16 protein-coding genes and 2 pseudogenes are annotated in these 15,660 nt (G+C 63.6%); 9 read left to right on the forward strand and 9 right to left on the reverse strand.

Going from position 1 to position 15,660, the window contains the following annotated elements; genetic code table 11:
• The first annotated feature begins 211 nt into the window (after positions 1 to 211).
• The 3 genes from EN851_RS27335 to EN851_RS27345 all read left to right on the forward strand — a co-directional run bounded on the left by EN851_RS27335 (position 212) and on the right by EN851_RS27345 (position 4,222).
• Positions 212 to 1,864, forward strand: a complete 1,653-nt coding sequence (locus EN851_RS27335) for a DUF882 domain-containing protein (protein ID WP_135930387.1) — start codon at positions 212 to 214, stop codon at positions 1,862 to 1,864.
• A gap of 94 nt (positions 1,865 to 1,958) precedes the next feature.
• Positions 1,959 to 2,864: a MurR/RpiR family transcriptional regulator gene (locus tag EN851_RS27340; protein WP_135930388.1), complete on the forward strand. Its 906-nt coding sequence runs from the start codon at positions 1,959 to 1,961 to the stop codon at positions 2,862 to 2,864.
• A 41-nt stretch (positions 2,865 to 2,905) separates the two neighbouring features.
• A complete protein-coding gene (locus EN851_RS27345; protein WP_135861935.1) occupies positions 2,906 to 4,222 on the forward strand; it encodes an ArgE/DapE family deacylase in 1,317 nt (438 codons plus the stop codon).
• 22 nt (positions 4,223 to 4,244) lie between these two features.
• Here the strand turns inward: EN851_RS27345 and EN851_RS27350 are convergent, their stop codons facing one another.
• Genes EN851_RS27350 through EN851_RS27370 form a run of 6 tightly spaced genes read right to left on the reverse strand, consistent with a single transcriptional unit; the run spans position 4,245 to position 8,864 of the window.
• Entirely contained in the window at positions 4,245 to 5,279 is a 1,035-nt protein-coding gene (locus tag EN851_RS27350) for a branched-chain amino acid ABC transporter permease (protein ID WP_135861933.1), read from the reverse strand.
• Positions 5,276 to 6,151: a branched-chain amino acid ABC transporter permease gene (locus EN851_RS27355; RefSeq protein ID WP_135861931.1), complete on the reverse strand. Its 876-nt coding sequence runs from the start codon at positions 6,149 to 6,151 to the stop codon at positions 5,276 to 5,278. Before EN851_RS27355 ends, EN851_RS27350 begins: the two co-directional genes overlap by 4 nt.
• A 9-nt stretch (positions 6,152 to 6,160) precedes the next feature.
• On the reverse strand, positions 6,161 to 6,517 hold the full coding sequence (locus EN851_RS37740) for an ATP-binding cassette domain-containing protein (RefSeq protein WP_281041101.1): 357 nt from the start codon (positions 6,515 to 6,517) through the stop codon (positions 6,161 to 6,163).
• The gene (locus tag EN851_RS37745) at positions 6,514 to 6,873 is read right to left on the reverse strand and encodes an ATP-binding cassette domain-containing protein (protein ID WP_281041102.1); all 360 of its coding nucleotides are present in this window, start codon (positions 6,871 to 6,873) and stop codon (positions 6,514 to 6,516) included. The genes EN851_RS37740 and EN851_RS37745 overlap by 4 nt, the downstream gene beginning before the upstream one ends.
• Positions 6,870 to 7,607 (reverse strand): ABC transporter ATP-binding protein, encoded by a 738-nt coding sequence (locus EN851_RS27365; protein ID WP_135861928.1) that lies wholly within the window; start codon positions 7,605 to 7,607, stop codon positions 6,870 to 6,872. Before EN851_RS27365 ends, EN851_RS37745 begins: the two co-directional genes overlap by 4 nt.
• Positions 7,608 to 7,610: 3 nt before the next feature.
• Positions 7,611 to 8,864, reverse strand: a complete 1,254-nt coding sequence (locus EN851_RS27370) for an ABC transporter substrate-binding protein (protein WP_135930389.1) — start codon at positions 8,862 to 8,864, stop codon at positions 7,611 to 7,613.
• A 190-nt stretch (positions 8,865 to 9,054) separates the two neighbouring features.
• On the opposite strand from EN851_RS27370, the gene EN851_RS27375 reads away from it, so the two are divergent.
• Entirely contained in the window at positions 9,055 to 9,873 is an 819-nt protein-coding gene (locus tag EN851_RS27375; RefSeq protein WP_135881018.1) for an alpha/beta hydrolase, read from the forward strand.
• A gap of 180 nt (positions 9,874 to 10,053) precedes the next feature.
• Positions 10,054 to 11,448 (forward strand): multicopper oxidase family protein, encoded by a 1,395-nt coding sequence (locus tag EN851_RS27380; protein ID WP_135930390.1) that lies wholly within the window; start codon positions 10,054 to 10,056, stop codon positions 11,446 to 11,448.
• 32 nt (positions 11,449 to 11,480) lie between these two features.
• On the opposite strand, the gene EN851_RS27385 is transcribed toward EN851_RS27380, so the two are convergent.
• The 3 genes from EN851_RS27385 to EN851_RS27395 all read right to left on the reverse strand — a co-directional run bounded on the left by EN851_RS27385 (position 11,481) and on the right by EN851_RS27395 (position 13,727).
• The gene (locus EN851_RS27385; protein ID WP_127278918.1) at positions 11,481 to 11,768 is read right to left on the reverse strand and encodes a PTS sugar transporter subunit IIB; all 288 of its coding nucleotides are present in this window, start codon (positions 11,766 to 11,768) and stop codon (positions 11,481 to 11,483) included.
• A 20-nt stretch (positions 11,769 to 11,788) separates the two neighbouring features.
• Entirely contained in the window at positions 11,789 to 12,250 is a 462-nt protein-coding gene (locus EN851_RS27390; RefSeq protein WP_135930391.1) for a PTS sugar transporter subunit IIA, read from the reverse strand.
• A gap of 70 nt (positions 12,251 to 12,320) precedes the next feature.
• On the reverse strand, positions 12,321 to 13,727 hold the full coding sequence (locus tag EN851_RS27395) for a PTS transporter subunit IIC (RefSeq protein ID WP_135930392.1): 1,407 nt from the start codon (positions 13,725 to 13,727) through the stop codon (positions 12,321 to 12,323).
• A 341-nt stretch (positions 13,728 to 14,068) separates the two neighbouring features.
• On the opposite strand from EN851_RS27395, the pseudogene EN851_RS37750 reads away from it, so the two are divergent.
• The 4 genes and pseudogenes from EN851_RS37750 to EN851_RS27410 form a co-directional block, all read left to right on the forward strand.
• Positions 14,069 to 14,283: pseudogene (locus EN851_RS37750) on the forward strand (homoserine dehydrogenase); the annotation flags it as partial.
• A gap of 37 nt (positions 14,284 to 14,320) precedes the next feature.
• A complete protein-coding gene (locus tag EN851_RS37895; protein ID WP_348630736.1) occupies positions 14,321 to 14,470 on the forward strand; it encodes a hypothetical protein in 150 nt (49 codons plus the stop codon).
• Positions 14,407 to 15,138: pseudogene (locus tag EN851_RS27405) on the forward strand (hypothetical protein); the annotation flags it as partial. The gene EN851_RS37895 and the pseudogene EN851_RS27405, both read left to right, overlap by 64 nt.
• 276 nt (positions 15,139 to 15,414) lie before the next feature.
• Positions 15,415 to 15,651 (forward strand): type II toxin-antitoxin system VapB family antitoxin, encoded by a 237-nt coding sequence (locus EN851_RS27410; protein ID WP_127278914.1) that lies wholly within the window; start codon positions 15,415 to 15,417, stop codon positions 15,649 to 15,651.
• Positions 15,652 to 15,660: the final 9 nt, after the last annotated feature.

A 15,660-nucleotide genomic window follows, 5' to 3' on the forward strand; every position in this document is an offset into this window, starting at 1 on the left:
GGGCGGCAACCTCCAGTCGAAAAGCCGCATGACACGATTCGTTAACCAAGATGCTGTTCTTCGACATGACGTGTTGTGGAATGGCTGGCCTGTCCGCCTGGTCAAGTCTGGCCTGTCCGCCTGGTCAGCAGCGTCGGGAAGGGTGCTGGAAAGAAGGCTCCGCCTCCGGCGAGGACGTCAAATCGCCCGAAACAGGAACGATGTGCAAGGCATGAACGTGATTGAAAGCCAACAGAACGCGCCCGGCGGTTTCCGCTTCTGGACCCGGTTGCAGGCTTTCATGGCCGCTTTCTTTTGCATGTGCATCACCGATGCGTTCGCCGAAACGCGCGCCCTGCGAATTCAGCATCTCCATACGGGCGAGAAGGCCGAGATCGTCTTCAAGCGCGACGGGCGTTACGATCAGGCGGGCCTGAAGAAGATCAACTTCATGCTGCGCGACTGGCGCCGCAACGAGCCGACCAGGATGGATCCGCGTCTGCTCGACCTGGTCTGGCAGGCTTATCGCGCCAGCGGCTCGACCAGCTATATCCATGTGGTCAGCGCCTATCGCTCGCCGGCGACCAACGCCATGCTGCGCGGCCGTTCGAAAGGGGTGGCCCGCGAAAGCCAGCACATGGTTGGCCGCGCCATGGATTTCTTCCTGCCGGATGTGCCGCTGAAGAAGCTGCGCGACATCGGCCTGAAGATGCAGGGCGGCGGCGTCGGCTATTATCCGACTTCCGGTTCGCCCTTCATCCACATGGACGTCGGCAATGTGCGGCATTGGCCGGGCATCAGCCGCCAGGAACTGGCCAGGGTCTTCCCCAACGGCAATACGCTCCATGTGCCGAGCGACGGCAAGCCGCTGCCCGGCTACGATCAAGCGTTTGCCGCCTACAAATCGCGCAAGGCCGCCGGCACGCCCAACATCGAACTGGCAAGCGCCGACGGCGGCCAACGCAGGCCGGCGCGTGGCCTGCTGGCGTCGCTGTTAGGTGGGCGCGGCACGGACGATGCCGACGATGCCGCGGAAGTGGCGCCTGCGCCACGCAAGCCGGCGAAGCCGGTTGAGCCCAAGACGGCCGGTGACCCCAAGACGGCCGATGAACCGAAGATGGCCGGACAGGGCATCGCTATCGTGGCGCCGGAGGCAGCCCAGCGGGCGGACATTCAGATGGTTTCCCCGGAAGAAACGCCCGCGAAGACGCCCGAAGCGATCGTCATGGCGATGGCGCCCGGCACGGTGCCGGTACCCGCTTTCGCACCGCGCACCGGGCTCGCTGCCAGCATTCCAACCCCGCAAACCGTGCCGCTCGGCGTAGCCAGCGCATCTCCGGCGCGGGCTGAACCGGCGGCCGGCGCCGAAACTGCCTCGGGCAAGGCTGGCGCCGCTCTCGCGATTGCCGGTCCGAACATGGTGGCGCTCAACATCCCTGTCCCGACATGGCGGCCCGAAGGCCGGACGGGGCCTGCGCGACAGCCGGAGGCGGCCAAACCCGCCGATGCAATCGGCGCCTTGCTCGCCACGCATCACGCCGATGACAATCTCGATCCGCTGGCTGGCCAGCCGATTGCGGTCCCGGCGTCGAAACCCGAAGATCGTGCCAGGACAAGCCCCAAGGCCGACCGTGTCCAGCCACGTCTCGACCCCAAGGGCACCGCCGTCATTGTACCCGCGGCATTGACCGGCCGTCCGCGTGAAAGCGGTCGCGGCAGCGCAGGAGCCGGCTCGATGGCGGCGCCCGTCATTGCCGCCAATTTCATCCGCACGGCGCCGGAGCAGGTTTATCTCGATGGATTCCAGCCACGAGGAAAGACGTCCGATCACCGCCGCTTCACCGGCTCCGCGGTGAAATTCCTGCCCATCGCCAGCTTCAGATAGGTCGACTCTGCAAGCCTGTAAGATATTATCCAAATTTGACAATCAGGCATGAAATTGTAAGATAATCGTCTTTCCCCGGCGAGAGGCGATGACCATGTCGATCCGCGAAGAACTGGCCAACGCCACCTTGGCGTTCACGTCGGCGGAAGAAAAGATCGTTCAGGTCCTGCTTGCCGATTATCCGATGTCGGGGTTGGGAACAGCGACCCGGCTGGCGCGTCGCGCCGGCGTCAGCGACCCGAGCGTGACGCGGCTGATGACCAAGCTCGGCTATGTCGGCTTTGCCGATTTCCAGGCCCGGTTGCTCACGGAAGTGGAATCCCGGCTGCATTCGCCGCTGCTGATGATGGAGGCCAAGCGTCCGGGCGGCTCCAGCGAAGGCACGGCACTGGCCTATTTCCATTCGGTTTCCGACAGTCTGGAGCGTACGCGCACGGCGGTGCCCCTGCAGGCCTATACGCGCGCCGTCAACCTGCTGCTCGAGACCAAGGGCCAGGTCGTGCTGCTGGGCGGCCGTTTCAGCCGCCATATCGCCTCCATGCTTGCCGGTTACCTTCTGCAGTTCCGCTCCGGCGTGCGCGACATCGGTTCGTTGAGCCCCGCCGATTTCGACCTGTTGATCGACCTTGGCAAGCGCGACCTTCTCGTCGTGTTCGACTACCGGCGCTACCAGTCGGACGTGGTGAGTTTTGCACAGCAGGCGAAAGAACGCGGCGTCTCCGTCCTGCTGTTCACCGATGTGTGGCTGTCGCCGATCGCTGACGTAGCCGACCTGACCATGGTCGCGGCGATCGACGCCAACTCGCCCTTCGACACGCTGGCGACCGCCGTCGCGCAGATGGAAACCGTTTTTGCCCATGCGTTGGAAGGCCATGGCGCCGGGGTACGCAAGCGCATCGAGGACATCGAGAAGATCCGCAGCGCCAATGCCGTTACCCTCGATGCCTGCCTGTCGCCCTTCGACACCGAAACCACCAAACCAAGAACCCCGAGGAAATAGCGTCGAAGCGCCCGGCGCGGCGATGCGAGGAAGGAACAATCATGGCCGATATCCAGACCATCATCGATGCCGCGCAGGCTGAAATCGAGGCCGACCGCGACTGGCTGATCGGTCTGGTCCGCGACATGGTCCGCATCCCTTCGGTCAATCCCAAATTCGAAGCCAATCGGGCGATCAATCGCGAGGCGGACGTCCAGGCGCTCTTGGAGCCGATCTTGAAGCACGATGGCTTCAAGACCGAACAATGGGACGCCTTGCCCGGCCGGCCAAATCTGGTCGGCGAATGGGCTGGAAGCGAAGACCGCAGCCTGATCCTGTGCGGGCACATCGATGTCGTGCCGGTCGGCGAGATGAAGGACTGGTCGGTCGATCCGTTCGGCGGTGAGATCACTGACGGCCGGCTCTATGGCCGGGGCGCGGTCGACATGAAGGGCGGCGTCGCGGCTTGCGTCGCCGCCGCGCACGCGATCCGCAAGGCAGGCATCACGCTGCAGGGGCGGCTGGCGATCCACTCCGTCGTCGACGAGGAGGCCGGCGGCTTCGGCGCCATGGATGCGGTGAAGAAGGGCAAGCTCGCCAAGGCGGTGCTGGTCGCCGAGCCGACCTGGGGCGATGTCCTGCCGGTCGAGGGCGGGCTTGAGTGGGCGCGGGTGACGATCCGTGGCCGCAACGCGCATTCGGCGCTGCGCTACAACGAAATCTATCCGCAGAGGCACGACAAGGGCCGGCTGAAGCCGGGCGTCAACGCGATCGAGATCGCGGCGCGGTTCATCGCCGCCGTCCGCCAATATGAGTTGGACCGGACACGGGCGAAATCTCATCCGCTGCTGCCGGTCGGCATGAACACGATCAACATCGGTGTCATGCATGGCGGAACGGGCCTTGGCGAACATGGCCTGCCGACGGTGATGACCAATCCGGCCATCATTCCCGATGTCGCGGTGCTCGACCTCGACATGAAATTCCTGCCGGACGAAAACTCGTCGGAATACCGCCGCGACTTCGAGGAGTTCGTCCATCATTTCGCCGAGGCCGACGCCTGGCTGCGCGACAACCCGCCGACCATCCAATGGGAGCTCGGCGGGCTGCATTTCCCGCCCATGAACACCCCGGTCGACCATCCGCTGGTGACGTCGCTGATGAAACGCAAGGCCGCTATCGGCAAGACGCCGAAGGCAAGCGGCTTTGTCGCCGTGTGCGATGCCGCGCATTATGCCGGCGCCGGCGTCGACGGCGTCATCTTCGGCCCGTCGGGCGACGGCTTCCATGGCGCCAACGAATATGTCGAGGTGGAATCGGTTGTCGAGACCGCCAAGGTTATCGCCGCTTCGGTGATCGACTGGTGCGGCGTGCGCTGAGCGGAGCTAACTTTTCGGGCGGTCAGGCCGGGCGCTTGACCCGCCCGGCGACCGCACCCCATGCCGACCTGATCATGCCGGCCAGTCCGCTGGGATAGGCCAGCATGACGCCGATGATCAGCACCGCCGTGATGATCGGGCGCCATGCCCCGAAATCGGCCATCCACTCGGCGAAGATCGTCAGCACGAAGGAGGCGACGACGGCACCATAGATGGTGCTGGTGCCGCCCAGCAGCACCATCGACAGGATGATGGTCGCCAGGCTCATGCCGAACACGTCGATCGAGGCATTGCGTTGGTAGGCGGCGTAGAAGGCGCCGGCAATGCCGGTGAAGAAGGCGCTTGCCGCCAGCGTCAGCATGCGCTGGCGAACGATCGAGACGCCTCGGCTGATGGCATATTCCTCATTGTCGCGCAACGCCACGATGCTGGCGCCGGCGCGCGAGCGCACGAACACGCGCAGAAACAGCGTGCTCGCCACCAGCAGCGCCAGCGCGATGTAGAAATAGGCGAATTTGGCGTCGCGGACCATGTTGTGGTCGAACCAGTAGAGGCCGGGGATACGCACGATCCCTTGCGTGCCACCGGTGATGTCGGACTGGCTGAGGATCACCTGCATGACCAATTGCGCGAAGCCGAAGGTGACCAGGATGATATAGATGCCCTTCAGGCGCAGGATCGGGATTGTCACCACGATCGCGGCAAGCGTGGCGATGATGCCGCTGGCAAGAAGCGCGATCCACGGGTCGAACCCGGCCAGCTTGGTGAGCAGGCTGTAGGCGTAGACGCCAATGCCGAACAGCGCCAGATGGCCGAAATTGAAGACGCCGCCATAGCCGAGGCTGAGGTCCCAGTTCGACGCCACGATGGCGTAGATGAAGGCCATGATCAGGATGTGGCGGGCATAGGTGTCGCCGAAGACCAGCGGCAACAGTGCCAGCAGTGCGAAGCCTAGTACGAAGCCGACGGCTTCGTGCTTCCACGGCGTGCGGCCGGGTGCGATCGGGGTTGCCGCAGCTGTACGGATCTGGGTGATCGGCGAAGTCGTGTCGGTCATGCGAGGCCTCGCGAGCGGCTGGCGAAAATGCCTTCGGGGCGCACCATCAGGGTCAGGATCAGCACGCCGAACAGCATCGCCGGCGTCCAGTAGAGGCCGAAATAATAGCTGCAGGCGGCCTCGAAGAAGCCGATCAGATAGGCGGCGAAGATCGGTCCCGATATGCTCGATATGCCGCCGAACACGACGACGATCAGCGCCTTGAGCAGCGGGTCCGAGCCCATCACCGGCGACATGAAACGATAACCGCCCATGAAGATGCCGGCGAGCCCCGCCAGCGATGCGGCGATGGCGAAGGCGAGCCCATAGAGCGCGGTGACGTTCAGCCCGACCAGATGGCTGGCATCCTCGTTCTGCGCCACCGCACGCAACGCCAATCCGAGCCGCGTGCGGTTGAGGAACATCCACAGTGCCGCCAGGATCAGCGGCGTGATGACGATGATGGCGATCTGGTGGAGCGAAACGCCGACGCCGCCGATGGTGGCGTTGCCGTCGATCAGCGCCGGGATCTGCTTGGAGCGCGGCCCCCAGATGGTGAGCGCTCCGTTCTCGATCAGCGATCCGGCGGCAAGCGTGGTGATGACGACGACCAGCACGATGTTGGGCCGGCCGATCAGCGGCCGCACGACGCTCGCCTGCAGGATCCAGCCGACACCGGCCATGACGACGACAGCGATTGGAAAGGCCACTGCCGCCGGCAGCCCGAACTCGACCAGCTGCCAGGCGATATAGGCGCCCAGCATCATGAACACGCCATGGCTGAAGTTGAACACGCCGATCGTCGTCCAGACCAAAGCCAGCCCGACCGCCATCATGGCGTAGAGCGAGCCCTGGAACAGGCCGCCGAACAGGATTTCCGCCAATGCGCTCATTCGACGTTCCTAGTGTCCGAAATACATCGACATGATCTCGCCGTGGTCGAGGCTTTCGCCCGGCTTGATCTTGGTCGCCACCGCGCCATGGTTGACGAGGTAGAGTTGCTGCGTCAGCTCCAGCAGGAATTCGATGTCCTGCTCGACGACGATGAGCGGCACGCCGCCGCGCGAAATGTCCATGACGGAGGCGCAGAGCTCGTCCTTGATCTTGGGCGCCAGCCCAAGCGTCGGCTCGTCGAGGATCAGCAGGCGTGGATGGCTCATCAGCGCCGTGCCGATCGACACCATCTGGCGCTCGCCGCCGGACAGCGTGCGCACGCGCTGGCGCCAGCGTTCCGCCAGTTTCGGGAACAGCCTGATCACCTTCTCGCGGTTCTCCGCTCATGTGGGCGGGCACGCGGCGAATAGGCGCCCAGCTTCATGCAGTCGGCGATGGAGAGGTCGGGAAACAGCCGGTTGCCTTGCGGCACGTGGATCAGGCCGGTGCCGACGATGGCGCGGGCGCTGAGGCCTGATATGTCTTGCCCGTCGAACAGGATGCGGCCGCTCTTCGGCCGCAGGAGACCGGAGATGGCGCGCAGCAGCGTCGTCTTGCCATGGCCGTTCGGGCCGAACAGGCCGACATTGCCGAAGCGGCCGGCCTCCATCGAAATGTCGTGCAGCACGGTGACGCGGCCATAGCCGGCGGTGACGCCTTCGACGGTGAGGATGGGATTCACGCCACCGCCCTCCGGGTTCCGAGATAGGCTTCGATGACGCGCTGGTCCGCAATCACGCTCTCCGGTTCACCGGCGGCGAGCACGCGACCATTGTTGAGCACCAGAAGGTGCCGCGACAGGCTCATCAGGAAGGTCAGCACGTGCTCGATCAGGAGAATGGTGATGCCGCGCTCGGCGGTGCGGCGGATCAGCCCGATCGACGTCTCGATCTCGGGCTTGGTCAGGCTCGACGCCGGCTCGTCGAGCAGAAGCATGCGGGGCTTCATGGCGATGGCGGTGGCAAGCATCAGGCATTTGCGTTCGAAGACGGAAAGCTCGCCGGCCAGCCGCCCGAAGGACGCAGGCCCCAGCCCAACGAATTCCAATGCCTCGGCCGCCGCGTCTCGGGCGGCGGCCGCCGCTTTCTCCTGCCGGCCGTAGCTGGCGCCGATCAACGCGTTCTCGAATACGGTCAGCCCGTCGAAGCTGGTCTCGCGCTGAAAGGTGCGGGCAAGGCCAAGGCGCGCGATGGCATGTCCAGGCTTGCCATTGATCGCGGTCCCGTCAAAACGGATGTGGCCCCTGTCCGGCCCGAACGGGATGCCGGTGATGATGTTGAACAGCGTGCTCTTGCCGCTGCCGTTCGGACCGGCGATGCCAAAAATTTCGCCGGCCTCGACCTTGAACGACACGCCGTCGACGGCCTTCAGCGAACCGAAGGCCTTCGACACGTCGTCCAGTTCAAGCAGAGCCATGCCTCACTGCATCCAGGGCTGCGGCTTGAAGGCGCCGGTGGCGTATTTTTCCGGCGAGATCAGCGTGCGTTGGCCGTCCCAGATCTGGAAGAAGGTGATCGGGATATAGTCGTCGCCCTGCGTCGCGAGATGCGTGGCGGGATCAAATTTCAGCCGGCCTTCAGCGACTTGCTTGTCGGTCTCCGACAGCGCCTTCATGATCGCCGCATGGTCGGATGCGCCGCCGACCTTCTTGACCGCGTCGAAATAGACATTGGTCATTTCATAGAGGCCGACACCATAGGTGCCGCTTTCGACGCCGTATTTGGCCTTGAATTTGGCCGCTACCTCGTCGGCGCGCGGGTTCTTCGGCGTCGTCAGGGCACCGCCCAGAAGATTGTAGATGACACCGTTCGACTTCTTGCCCGTGAGTTCGACGAACTCCGGAACGCTCGGCGCATATTGCAGGAAGACCAGGCTCTTGGTCGGCTGCTCGAGGAACTGGTTCAGGAAGGACGCCGAATTGCCCGGCAGATAGTCGGTGTTGATGACGACGTCGGGAACGTTCTCGCGCACCTTGGCCAGGATCGGGCGCCAGTCGGTCACTTCGCCGAACGGCACGATCTCGTCGACCGTGATGGTCCAGCCCTTCTCCTTGAAGGTCTTCTTCATGCCTTCGGAGATGGTCTTCGAATAGGCATTGTCGGAGGAGATGATGGCGACCTTCTTGGTCGGCAAGGTGATCTTGCCGTCGGCCGCGAGCTTCTCGACGAACAGGGTGACGTCGGTATTGTAGGCGTCGAAGGATGGCGTCAGGGACCAGCAGCACATGTATTTGTCGGGGCTCGGCGCGATGATGTCCCTGGTCTGCTGAGAGTTGGCCGCCAGCATGTAGGGCATCTCCGCCTCCGCCATGTTGTCGATCTCGAAATTCGTCAGGCTGGCGTAGCCGGTGAGCATGAATTGCACGCCGGGATCGCCAAGCAGGCGTTCGACCGCGCTGGTGACGTTGCCGGCGGACTGATCCTTGACGTCGCCGACCACCAGTTCGAACGTGTTGCCGGCAACGCCGCCGGCGGCATTCGCCTCATCGATCGCCATCTGCACGCCGCGTTGGAATTCCTGGCCGTCCGCCGCGGCAGGGCCGGTGATCGGCGCCAGCAGGCCGATCTTGACGACATCGGCGAAGGCCGGTGCGCTCGCCGTGGCAAACGCTGCGATTAGCGCTGTGCTCATCAGCATATGGCGGATTCTGTTGCCTGCGGATTTGGATTTCATCGTGCCGTTCCCTGTTTTCCTCCCGTTCATCGGGAGTTGGATAATTGACAATCTACGCATAATTGTTCTTATTTGAAAAGGATTTTTCAACGGCATGAGACCGGGAAAATGTTATGGCAGGGCTAGGGGAGGTGGCGGCGCTTTGTTGTGCAACTGCCTCGAAACAGGGCAATTTCAGACGGAGCCAAAGATGACGATCTCGCAGAACACCCTTGAAACCAGCCACGGCAGGATCGCCGTTCGCGAGACCGACGGCAAAGGCACCGCCGTGCTGCTGATCCACGGCAATTCGTCTTCCGGCGCGGTCTTCCGCAACCAGCTCGAGAGCCCGCTCGGCGAACGCTACCACCTCATCGCTCCCGATCTGCCTGGGCACGGCGCGTCCGGCGATGCCATCGATCCGGACCGCTCCTACAGCATGGAGGGCTACGCCGACGCGATGACCGAAGTGCTCGGCCTGCTCGGTGTCGGCAAGGCCATCGTCTTCGGCTGGTCGCTCGGCGGCCATATCGGGCTGGAGATGATCGACCGGTATCCTGGCCTGCTCGGCCTGATGATAACGGGCACCCCGCCGGTGTCGCCCGAGGAAGTCGGCAACGGCTTCAAGCCGAGCCCGCATATGCACCTTGCCGGACAGGAGGTCTTCACCGCCGCCGACGTCGAGGCTTACGCGCGCAGCACCTGCGGCGAACCGTTCGAGCCGTTCCTCATCGACACGGTCGCGCGCACCGACGGGCGGGCGCGACGCCTGATGTTCGAGAAATTCGCCGCCGGCACCGGCCGCAACCAGCGCGAGATCGTCGCCGGCAAGACACCGCCGATCGCCGTTCTGAACGGCATCGACGAGCCTTTCGTCAACACCGATTTCGTCGCGGCGGTCAAGTTTTCCAACCTGTGGGAAGGCAAGGCGCATTTGCTCGACAAATCGGGCCATGCGCCGTTCTGGGATTCGCCCGACCGCTTCAACCCTGTCTTCGCCCGTTTCCTGGCGAGCGTCGATCAGGCATAAGTCGTCGGGATCCTGGGGAGGCAATGACTCGGCCCTGGTGTCAGAGGGCACGAAACCGACTTCGGTTTCGAAGTGATGGCGCAAGCAATGCCAATGTGCAATGTGTCGACGTTTGCGCCGGTGGCTCGCCTGTGATCCAAGGCGCACTGGATGCGGGGCACCCTGCAGTTGGAGCGCTGAATGACCCTAATCACACGCCGCAGGCTTTTGAAAACCGCCGCCATCGCTGGCGCGAGCGGTGTCGGGCTTGCCGCGGTCGGCAGGATTGGCGGCTGGGCCGCGGCCACGCCCGAGCCGGTGGTGCTGCGGACGGCAAAAATCCAGGCGAAGCTTATGGATGTCGGCCCGACCAGGGATGTGCTGACCTATGGCAACGCCGAAATGCCGCCGGTGCTGAGGATGAAGAAGGGCGAGCCCTTCGCCGCGCGTCTGATAAACGCCATCGACGATCCGACGACCATCCACTGGCACGGCATTCGCCTGCCGAACAAGATGGATGGCGTGCCCTTCCTGGTGCAGCCTTACGTCTACACCGGCGATCATTTCGACTACGCCTTTACCCCGCCCGATGCCGGCACCTTCTGGTATCACCCGCATTGCAATACGCTGGAGCAGATGGGGCGCGGCCTGACTGGCGTGATCGTGGTCGAAAACCCGAACGATCCGAAATTCGACGCCGAATTTGTCCTCAATCTGCGCGATTGGCGCCTTGGCGACGACGGCCAGTTCATCGACCAGTTCCGGCCGCGCGATGCGGCGAGAACCGGCACCTACGGCACGGTGCGCACCGCCAACTGGCTCGACCAGCCGCAATATGACGCGCCGGCCGGCGGGTTGGTGCGGCTGCGCGTTGCAATCACCGATGTCACCCGAATCTACGCCTTTCGCGTCGACGGCGCCGACGCTGATGTCATCGCGCTGGACGGCAACCCGGTGCCGCGGCGTTTTGCACCCGATGCCCTGCTGATCGGACCCGGTCAGCGTCTGGAACTCGCTGTCCGCATGCCCGACGACGAGGGCGCGCTCGTGACCTTGCGGGACGTCAGGGGCACCAAGCCGAAAGCCCTGGCAACGCTGCGCGCGGTTGGAACCTCCCTCAAACGTGACAGCCGCGATCTCGCACCGCTGGGGGTCAATCCGGTGGCCGAGGTCGATCTCACCGCTGCCCGGCATATTTCGCTGACGCTCAGCGCCACGGCGGAGAACGTCCCGAGCGACGGCATATGCGGCTCGCTCGGCTACAGCTTCTGGGCGATCAACAAAGTGCCGTGGCCGGGCGATACATCCGATCCAACCGCGCCTTTGGCCGAATTGAAGCTCGGCGGGAGCTACGTCATCGACATGGAGAACCTTACGCCGCAATCGCATCCGATGCATCTGCACGGTATGAGCTTCAAGGTGCTGTCGTCGTCGACGCGCCCGGTTCAGCCGCTGATTTCCGACACCTACCTCATCCAGCCCAATGAGAAGGTGAGCCTTGGCTTCGTCGCCGACAATCCCGGGGACTGGCTGCTGCATTGCCACATCATCGAGCACCAGAAATCAGGCATGACCAGCTACCTCAGAGTGGTCTGAGGCTATATCGACAAGGCCGCGCCGTCCGCGACCTACTTGCGCAGTTGCGCCTCGATCTCGTCGAGCACCTTGTCCTTGCCGATGCCGGTGAGGAAGGCGAGGCCCTTGATGACCGGCTTGGTCACCGAAGCCGATATCGGCGTGGTGGCGACGATGAAGTCGACGCTGTCGGCCAGCCCCGGGACTTCGGTCGCCTTGGCCTGCTGCGCGTTGAAGGTAAGCCCGCGCTTCTTCATCGCCTCGGTCACGGCGACGTTGACCGCCGTCGAGGTGGCGATGCCGGTGCCGCAGGCAAAGAGAATGGTTTTCTGTTTGGACATTTGCTGCTCCTCCTTGGTTATCAGCCGAGCACGGCACGCACGTCGTCGAGGTTGCTGGCCGACCTCAAGCCGTCCAATGCCTGCGGGTTCTGGATGGTCTCCATGACGGATTGCAGCGCTTCAATCTGCTTATCCCTGTCATTGATGGCAAGCAGGAAGACGAAGCCGACCGGCAAGTTCTCGTCGGGATCTTCCATGTTGGCGAAGGTCACCGGTTTTCTCAGCGTGCCCATTGCGATGCCGGGCTTCAGCACATGCTCGGGATCGGTGTGCGGCACCGCGACATTGTCGGCGCGCTCCAGCGGCAGCCCTGTCGGGATGGTCATTTCGCGGCGCACGACCGCGTCGGCATAGGAGCTTTTGACATAGCCAAGCGCCTCGAGCCGCCCGGCGAGGATGCGGATGATCTCCTCATTGGTCGAGGCATCGGATCCGAGCACGATCGCCTCGGGATCCAGAAGCTGCATGAGGCCGTCGGACATGTCTTGCTCCGTCGATGAATCGTGCGCCCGGGGAGGGCGCACGATCGTTTCAGATTGAAGCCGCCAAGGCTCAGGCGGTGTGTTCGGCCGGCTCGTCCTCGGCGCCTGCCGCCCGCTCCCAGCCGAGCGTATTGCGCCGGTAGAGCACGAACAGCGCTGCGATGGTCACCGCGATGATGATGATGCCGATAAGGCCAAGCCCCTGGATCGCCTCGATGATCACGTAGGGCACCCACAGGAAGCCGTCGACCACCGAGGTGATCTGCAGCGCATCCGCCGGCAGCTTGAAGCCCGATGCGACGGCCGCACTGGTGAACAGCGGCGCCAGCGCGTTGGCGACATAGAAGCCGATCGCCAGGGTCACCGTGCCGATCACCACCATGCGGAACACATTGCCTTTGACCAGCGGCGCGGTCATGGCGACGATGAACGGGATGACCGCCAGGTCGGCGAACAGGATGACGCGGTTGCCCGGCAGGATCACCGACAGGATGATCGCGATCGGCACCAGGATCAGCGACGACGAGATCGCCGCGGGATGGCCGATCAGGATCGCCGAATCGAGGCCGACCAGAAGCTCGCGGTCGCCGGTGCGCTTGCGCACGAATTCCTGCGCCGCGTCGGAAACCGGAAGCAGGCCTTCCATCAGGATCTTCACCATGCGCGGCAGAAGCAGCATCACCGCGGCCAGCGTCATGCCGGTGCCCAGCACCTTGGCCAGGACCACACTGAGATCGCCCGCATTGTAGAAGGCGATGGCGCCGAGCACGAGGCCGATGATGAGGCCGAGCACGACCGGTTCGCCGAACACGCCGAAGCGGCGCTCGATGGTTTCGGTGTTGATGTTGATGCGGTTGATGCCGGGAATACGGTCCATGATCCAGTTCAGGATGATGGCGATCGGCAGGATCTGCGCCGAGGCGAGATGCGGCACCGAAATGCCGGGAACGCCGTAGAACTGCTGCACCGCGCGCGCCGACCAGTCGGCGAAAAGCAGCGAAAGCGCCGCGACGAGCGCCGCGATCGCAATGCCGTAGGCCAGATTGTCGGTGGCGGCCACGACAAGCGAGCCGACGAAGGCAAAGTGCCAGAAATTCCAGACGTCGACATTGAGCGTGCGCGTCATGCGCGTCAGCAACAGCACGATGTTGACCAGGATGCCGACCGGGATGACCCAAAGCCCGACCGATGAGCCGAAGGCGATCGCAGCCGCCGAGGGCCAGCCGACATCGATAATGTCGCGATGGATGCCGGTGTTGGTGACGATGGCCTTGGCCACGTCGCCGATCGACGTGAACATCAGGCCAAGCACGAGGTTGATACCGATGAAGGCGACGCCGATGGTGACGGCGGCGCGAAAGGCCTTGCTGACCTTGGCGCCCAAAACCACGGCGATGATGAAAATGACGATCGGCAGCAGGATTGTCGCGCCGAGCGTGTCGATGGCCCCCTTGAGGCCAGCGAGTAGAGTATCCATTCTTCCTCCCCTGGAGCCACGGGCTCTGCCCGAGGATGCTCCGTTGTCTCGTCCACGCCTTTGCCGCCTTGGCGCAAAGGCCTCCCCAAATCTAACGAGAGGCGAAATGCTCGTCCGAGCGGTGTTTCGGAGTGAACATTTGCCTTTGTTAGCAAACGAATGTTTTATTGTGGCTGTTCACGACAATGTCAATTGGCAACCCTTTGGGCCAATAATTCGCGGCGAATGCGCCGTTTCCCGGCGATTCCATTGGAAATCGCCGGCCGCGAGCGGTTTTATTGGCACAGCGGACCCGTCCCTGCTAATCCGGCCTCGAATCAAGAAGCTGTGGACATCCCTGCATGACCAATGTCGCCTTGACGGGACTTGCCAGCGATCTCGCCAGACGCGCCGCCGAGGGCCGCCCCGTGCGCATCGGCGTCATCGGCTCCGGCGAAATGGGCACGGACCTGGTCACGCAAGGCATGCTGATGCCGGCATTGCGGTCTGCGCCGTCTCGACCCGGCGCCCGCACACCGCGCGCGATGCCATCCGCATCGCCTATGGCGACGAGGCGGCCCGACGACTATCGCGACGAAGCGATCCGCCGCAACATGAACCCGCGCATGCTGGTCGAGTTCGTCGACGGCTCCAAGACCATGGTCGAGATGTGCGCCATCGCCAACGCCACCGGGCTGGTGCGATGGCGGTTGAAGCCGACACCGCATCGAAAGTCACTGCTGCGATCGAGGCGGGAAAAATAGCCATCACCTCGAACGAGATGCTGGTCACCAATCCACTGATCGACGTCGCCATCGACGCGACCGGCAAGCCGGGCGTGCCCGACGTGCCCGGCATGCATGGTCCCAAGGCCGACCGCGACGACCTCGTCAAGGTGCTGATCCCGCGCGAGGACGGTGGCCTCCTGCTGAAGAAGGGCGTCGTCGACTACACCATCGGCAAGGGTGTGGCGCCCGGCGTCTTCGTCATCGTCGAGGCGACGCATCCGCGCATCATCGAACGCATGGACGACCTGCATATCGGCCACGGCCCTTATTACAGCCTGTTCCGGCCTTACCATTTGACGTCGCTCGAAGTGCCGCTCACCGCCGCCCGCATCGTGCTGTTCGGCAAACCGGACATGGTGCCGCTGCCGCGGCCGGTTGCCGAGGTCTGCGCCGTTGCCAAGCGCGATCTCGCCGTCGGCGAGACCTTCGATGCGATCGGCGAAACTTGCTATCGCTCCTGGACGATGACCGTTCGCGAAGCCCGCGCTCAGCGCGCCGTCCCGGTCGGCCTGCTCGAGGGCGGCAAGGTGCTGAAACCAGTCAGGAAAGGTGATCTGCTGACGGCCGACAATGCCGCGCCCGACCAGACGACCAGGCTGTTTGCGCTGCGCCGTCTGCAGGACGAAATGCTGTACGGAAGCTAGCCTCGCATTGCCGGGAAAGCGGTAACCGCAACTTCGTCATCCTGGGGCGAAGCAAGGAGCGTAGCGACGCGGCGCAGACCCCAGGATCCATGCCGTGAATTAGAGGCGTTGCAGCGGTGGCAGAATTTTGCTCCGCTGCGCCCTTCCATTGAGCTCCCGGCATGGATCCTAGGGTCTCCGCGACGGAGCTTCGCTCCTGCTTCGCCCTAGGATGACGACGTTAGGAACTACCGCTCAGGCTTCTATTCTGTCAAAATCATAGCGTCGAGGACCCAGATGAAACTCTACATCAGAAATCCGCGCGCACGCGAATTGGCGAGACGGCTTGCAGACTTGCGCAATACGTCGATGGCCAAGGCGGTCTTCAAAGCGCTTGAATCCGAACTGCAGCGAAAGCAACTCTCGCTCGCCAAAAGGCTTGCCATCATAGCTCACGATCTTAGAGCCAAGGCAGGAGCGGGTGGCCGAACTATGGATAAGGACGAGATCAGCGACATGTGGGGATATTCCTGACACACCCCG

The organism is Mesorhizobium sp. M8A.F.Ca.ET.208.01.1.1 (assembly GCF_004791315.1).
Classification (GTDB): Bacteria; Pseudomonadota; Alphaproteobacteria; order Rhizobiales; family Rhizobiaceae; genus Mesorhizobium.